This window comes from Gilliamella sp. Gris3-2, from assembly GCF_001690345.1.
Taxonomy (GTDB): Bacteria; Pseudomonadota; Gammaproteobacteria; order Enterobacterales; family Orbaceae; genus Gilliamella; species Gilliamella bombi.
This window is the reverse complement of record NZ_LZHB01000084.1, coordinates 1-5,627: the sequence shown is the minus strand read 5'-3', so window position 1 is coordinate 5,627 and position 5,627 is coordinate 1. Positions and strand designations below refer to the sequence as shown.

General features: G+C 32.6%; 8 protein-coding genes. 4 read left to right on the top strand and 4 right to left on the bottom strand.

All coding sequences use genetic code 11. The annotated features are described in order from the left end of the window. Positions 1–180 precede the first annotated feature (180 nt). A complete protein-coding gene (locus A9G32_RS12235; protein ID WP_065590420.1) occupies positions 181–753 on the top strand; it encodes a DUF2975 domain-containing protein in 573 nt (190 codons plus the stop codon). Positions 754–765: 12 nt separating this feature from the next. Further along, a complete protein-coding gene (locus tag A9G32_RS12230; RefSeq protein ID WP_034910784.1) occupies positions 766–975 on the top strand; it encodes a helix-turn-helix domain-containing protein in 210 nt (69 codons plus the stop codon). Between the two features lie 4 nt (positions 976–979). On the opposite strand, the gene A9G32_RS12225 is transcribed toward A9G32_RS12230, so the two are convergent. Then, on the bottom strand, positions 980–1,669 hold the full coding sequence (locus A9G32_RS12225; RefSeq protein WP_065590419.1) for an aspartate/glutamate racemase family protein: 690 nt from the start codon (positions 1,667–1,669) through the stop codon (positions 980–982). A 582-nt stretch (positions 1,670–2,251) separates the two neighbouring features. After that, positions 2,252–2,635 (bottom strand): autonomous glycyl radical cofactor GrcA, encoded by a 384-nt coding sequence (gene grcA / locus A9G32_RS12220; RefSeq protein WP_034910787.1) that lies wholly within the window; start codon positions 2,633–2,635, stop codon positions 2,252–2,254. A gap of 203 nt (positions 2,636–2,838) precedes the next feature. Here grcA and ung point away from each other — a divergent pair, with 203 nt between their 5' ends. Continuing rightward, positions 2,839–3,528: a uracil-DNA glycosylase gene (gene ung, locus A9G32_RS12215; RefSeq protein WP_065590418.1), complete on the top strand. Its 690-nt coding sequence runs from the start codon at positions 2,839–2,841 to the stop codon at positions 3,526–3,528. Next, on the top strand, positions 3,525–4,529 hold the full coding sequence (gene gntR / locus A9G32_RS12210) for a gluconate operon transcriptional repressor GntR (protein WP_065590417.1): 1,005 nt from the start codon (positions 3,525–3,527) through the stop codon (positions 4,527–4,529). Before ung ends, gntR begins: the two co-directional genes overlap by 4 nt. 66 nt (positions 4,530–4,595) lie before the next feature. Here gntR and A9G32_RS13755 read toward each other — a convergent pair whose 3' ends face one another. Next, positions 4,596–4,802, bottom strand: coding sequence for a DUF805 domain-containing protein (locus tag A9G32_RS13755; RefSeq protein WP_081296860.1), 207 nt, complete (start codon positions 4,800–4,802; stop codon positions 4,596–4,598). Positions 4,803–4,814: 12 nt separating this feature from the next. Continuing rightward, a partial coding sequence (locus tag A9G32_RS12205) for an IS3 family transposase (RefSeq protein WP_081296859.1) occupies positions 4,815–5,627 on the bottom strand: 813 nt, incomplete at its 5' end.

Genomic DNA, 5,627 nt, shown 5'->3' with positions numbered 1-5,627 from the left:
TTATATCTAATTATTTTTTAGTGAAATCAAATGATTATAAAGTAATTTTATTTAATATTTAGTTTTTATAATTAAAAATAATAAAATAGAAAATTATCGTTTTACTTTAATTTTTTATTGTTTAATTAATTTCCCAATGCTATACTGTGTTCACTTTTTATAAAACGAAAGGATTTAAAAATGAACACAGATACGACTAAAACACATTCTCGATTGAATCAATATTGTCGAATTATGGCATTACTAACATTAATTCCAATTCTAATTTTGTTAATTGGCGCAATATCTCCATTCTTATATTATTTTTTTGATAGACAAGATATTGGACTTGTAGGGTTTACTTTCTCCTCTGGTGGGTGGGAGAATGTTGATCCTGTATCTTTATCTGGATGGCAAGCAGCTATTGCAACATTAATGGATACTTCATTAATACTTCTTTTAGTTTATGCGTTTTATCAACTTAGACTACTGTTTATCAATTACAGTCAATCCGAATATTTCTCAGTAAAATCAGCCAACCATTGTTACATCTTTGGCAAATTGCTTGTTTGTTGGGTGGTTATAAGTTTTTTATCTGAACCGTTATTAACAACGATCTTAACTTATAATCAAGAGGAATCAGCACGTTACTTTTCTATTTCTTTTTCTAGTGATGAAATTATAACGTTATTTCTTGCGATTAGTATTATGCTCATTGGTCAAATACTAAAAAAGGCCTGCCAACTAGCTGAAGAAAATAAACAATTTATTTAAAAGGAGTCATATGTGCCAATTATAATAAATTTAGACGTAATGCTTGCTAAACGTAAAGTTAAATCAAAAGATCTAGCGGTAGCAGTTGGTATTACAGAACAAAATTTATCATTACTTAAGCAAGGTAAAGTAAAAGGATTTAGACTAGCAACACTCGAAGCAATCTGCAAACATCTAGATTGCCAACCAGGTGATATACTAGAATATACCAACGAAGAATAACTTATTAACTTATTGCAAGTAATGCTGCCTCTTGCGCGTGAATTAAGGCTGTATCAAAAAAAGGTATATTACGATCGGATTGAGAGATTAATAACCCAATTTCCGTACAGCCTAAAATAACACCTTCTGCGCCATTTTTAATGAGTTTATCAACAATATTAAGATAGGCTTGCTTAGAACCAAGTTGAATAATACCTTTGCAAAGTTCATCATAAATGATCTGATTAATGATATTTCTGTCTTGAGATTCAGGAATAAGCACATTTAAATTTTTATCGATCAGTTTAGATTTATAAAAGTCCTGCTCCATTGTATATTTAGTACCTAACAAAGCGACCGATTTAATATTTTGTGCGAGTAAATGTTTAGCTGTCACATCGGCAATATGAATAATCGGAATATTAATTGCTTTTTGGATTTGATCTGCAACTTTATGCATAGTATTGGTACAAATAACAATAAAATCTGCACCAGCTAATTCAACTCTTTTAGCCGCATCAATTAAAATTTCTGCGCTTTTTTTCCACTCATTATTAGCTTGGCAACTTTCAATTTCTTGAAAATCAACGCTATATAAAATCGTTTTTGCTGAATGCAGGCCTCCTAATGATTTAGCAATAGTTTGATTAATAACTTGATAATAAGTTGTTGTACTTTCCCAACTCATACCCCCGATTAAACCAATTGTTTTCATTCTAAAAATTCCTTATAGAAAGTTTATGATTTTTGATATTAAAATAATTTTATTCTTAACTATATTGTAGAATGTGTAAAGTTATTTCAATTGTGGTAGAGTTAGGTGGAATTTAATTAGTACTTGTTTAAGCAATCAATGGTTAATTATCGCTATGAAGGTATTGTGTTTTTACTTAGCAAGCAAAAACATCTACTAAATTTTATCTTTAGAAAAAAATTTTATTAACAAAATAAAGAAATATTGTTCAATATAAAACAGTTTAAGGAATAAAAAGTACGGTTGGTAGCATAAACACATCCACCAATACCTAACTTAAGTAACCTGCTATGACTTTAATCGCGATAATAGCTACAATAGCAACTATTTATATTCTTGAGCAAGAAAATTCTTTTTCTTATATTAATGTCAACTACATAAAAAGGACTAACGCATCGAAATTAACAGAAGTATTGCTGAAATGTTTAACATCACTAGGATAAAATAGTTAATCTGATAAGATGAAAAATTAAATTCGGAATAAATATCTTATTTATTATAAAAAACCCAGCAAATGCTGGGTTAAAAACTTTTGTTATTTTATTAAATTTTAGTTGTAAACGTACGAGCAATAACATCACGTTGTTGTTCTGCTGTTAATGAGTTAAAACGTACTGCATAACCAGAAACACGAATTGTTAATTGTGGGTATTTTTCTGGGTGTTTTACAGCGTCTTCTAAAGTTTCACGACGAAGAACGTTCACATTTAAATGTTGACCACCTTCAACTTTTACAGTTGGAGCAACATCTAATGGAACTTCGCGATATTCGAATTGACCAAGTTCTGCAGTAGGAATGATTTGATCTTCTTTATAAACTGATTTAGCAGCTACACAACGAGCTTCTTTTGTAGAGTCGTCTAATAACCAGAAAGAGTTTAGAAGTGCTGAGTTGTCTGCTTTAGTAATTTGGATACCTGTAATCATTTTAAATCCTCCTAACGGGCCTTATTGCCCTAAAACAATTATGGTTAATATAGCACTTTAAAAATTTGATAAAAGTCAAAAAAAACTATTGCTTCGATAAGTAATACCTTTAATTTCTATTTTCTTTTGTGATAGGTTATTATGTAGAAATATATTAGTTATTGCCCAGAAACACTGGCATTATTGATGAGTGATATCAAAATATGACAACAAAATTGACTTGGCATGAAGTTATTGGTGCAGAAAAACAAAAACTTTATTTTCAACAAATAATGCAATTTGTAAAGACTGAGCGTGCTAATGGAAAGATAATTTACCCGCCTCAGCATGATGTGTTTAATGCGTTTCGTTTTACACCATTTGATCAAATCAAAGTGGTGATTTTAGGGCAAGATCCTTATCATGGTCCTAATCAAGCTCACGGTCTTTCTTTTTCTGTTTTACCCGGAGTTAAGACACCACCATCGTTAGTTAATATTTATAAAGAACTGGCAACCGATATTGATGGTTTTACAATTCCTTCTCATGGCTATTTAGCTTCTTGGGCTGCTCAAGGTGTATTACTATTAAATAATGTGTTGACTGTTGAAGCGGGGCAAGCGCATTCTCATGCAAAAATAGGTTGGGAAACTTTTACTGATAATGTGATAGCAGCAATCGATGAGTATCTTGAAGGTGTGGTTTTTTTATTGTGGGGATCTCCTGCACAAAAAAAAGGGCAGTTTATTAATCGCCAAAAACATCATGTATTAACATCGGTACATCCATCACCGTTATCAGCTCATCGTGGATTTTTTGGCTGTAAGCACTTTTCCAAAGCGAATGATCTTATTATGCAACAAGGTAAAAAAGCAATAGATTGGCAACCAAGACTAGCGGAAAAACAAACATGAGTAATAATAAAAGACGTCGAACAAGTTTGCAGGAAATTGCAAATCTAATCGGGATTAGTAAAATGACTGTGAGTCGTTTTTTACGCGATCCCAATCTTGTATCTAAACCACTTCAATTACAAATTTCAGCCGCAATAGATAAGCTAGGATATATTCCTAATAAAGCTCCCGATATGCTGTCTAACGCTAAAAGTAATGCCATTGGTATTGTGTTCCCTTCTTTAACCAATCAGGTTTTCGCCGATATTTTAAAAGGTATTGAGATGGTGACTGATGTAAGAGGATATCAAACCATGATCACTCATACCGGATACAGTGCTGACAAAGAAGAATTACGCCTGCGCTCATTACTTTCTTATAATATTGACGGATTAATTTTAACGGAAAGAACGCATACTCCAGCAACATTAAAGATGATTGAAATTTCGGGTGTTCCTGTGGTTGAAATTATGGACAGTGTTTCACCTTGTATTGATATGGCTGTTGGATTTGATAATTTTACTGCAACCAAGAATATGATTGATAAAATGATAGATAAAGGCCGCCGTAATATTGTCTATTTTAGTGCAAGACAAGATCAACGAAGTATTATACGTCAAAAAGGATATGAAAAGGCTATGGAAGAAGCAGGATTAACACCTAGAACGCTAGCGACTAAAGAAGCATCATCTTATGAATTAGGGTCAAGATTTTTGCATCAAATTTTAAAAGAGTTTCCTTGTGTTGATGGTATTTTTAGTACTAATGATGACTTAGCTTTAGGGGTATTACTTGAGTGCCAACGGATGGGAATTGAAGTACCAAAACAAATAGCGATTGTTGGATTTCATGGACATCAAATTGGTCAATTTATGAATCCCAAACTAGCATCTATACAGACACCAAGAATTGAAATGGGAAAAATTGCAGCTGAGCTGTTATTAAAACGGATTAATGGTGAACAAATTAATAAAAAAGTGATTGATTTACCTGTTGAGTATTTAAACGGAGAAAGTATTTAATAAGGTAGAAGATGACATTGATAATGATTTAACCTTATCACGTTTAGTGATAAGGTTATTAGTAAATTATAACCCTTTAGGGTTTTCACCGTATTGGTTGCTGCCTGGTGTTGAGTCCAGTACGCAGAATACAAATATAATAATACCACCAATGTATGGAATAAGTTGTAACAAAACCCACCAACCTGATTTGCTTGTATCATGTAAGCGGCGTACAGTAACAGTGTAACTATCCCCTAAAATAGTACAGCAAAAAAGTAGAAAATTTGGAATGGCAACACATTTTCAAACAAAAAAATTAAGGGGTAAGTGTTTTTTAAATTCAACGGGAGGCAAGTAGCCTAACGAAGAATGTAATCGTTTATGATTATACCAATAGGCATAAGCCGAAAAAGCGCGTTGTAACTCAGCCGTTGAGTTGAAACGTTGGCCTTTTACAAATTCCGTTTTAATTGTTTTAAATGTCGCTTCCGCTACCGCATTGTCATATGGACACCCTTTCTTGCTTAATGAATGCGTGATATTAAATGTCTTAAAACAATCCGCTAATAACCGATTATCAAACTCTTTACCGCGGTCTGAATGAAATAAATCCAATTTTGATAATGGCAGTTTAATTTGACTTAATGCCGACATAACAAGCTCTGCTGTTTTATGTTGACCAACATGATAACCGACAATTTGCCTATCGGATAAGTTCACTAAAACACATAAATAGTTCCAACGTTGCTTAACTTGAATATAGGTTAAATCCGCAACAACAATTTGTTTTTTATCACCTACATCAAATTGTCGTTGCAGGTGATTTTCTGTGGCGGTTTCATTCACTTCCGTAGTGTGAGATTGATAACGTTTAACGGTGTATTTTGATACCAGCAATAAGGCTTTCATCACCCGAGCAATGTAACGGCGTGACACCCAAATATTCTCTTTCTGTAAATCAAATCGAATTCGTCTTGTACCATAAGACTGATAGCTCTGATTAAATAGCGTCACGATTTTATCGGCATAAAGCCCTACTGATTTTTGTCTATTCAATTTACACTGATAATAAGCATAATGTCTTGATAATCCTAAATATTGACATAGCTTTGTTAT

Excerpts from the sequence above, each read along its gene's own strand:
- A9G32_RS12235 (WP_065590420.1), top strand. The coding sequence starts at position 181 with ATGAACACAGATACGACTAAAACACATTCTCGATTGAATCAATATTGT.
- A9G32_RS12225 (WP_065590419.1), bottom strand. The coding sequence starts at position 1,669 with ATGAAAACAATTGGTTTAATCGGGGGTATGAGTTGGGAAAGTACAACA.
- grcA (WP_034910787.1), bottom strand. The coding sequence starts at position 2,635 with ATGATTACAGGTATCCAAATTACTAAAGCAGACAACTCAGCACTTCTA.
- ung (WP_065590418.1), top strand. The coding sequence starts at position 2,839 with ATGACAACAAAATTGACTTGGCATGAAGTTATTGGTGCAGAAAAACAA.
- gntR (WP_065590417.1), top strand. The coding sequence starts at position 3,525 with ATGAGTAATAATAAAAGACGTCGAACAAGTTTGCAGGAAATTGCAAAT.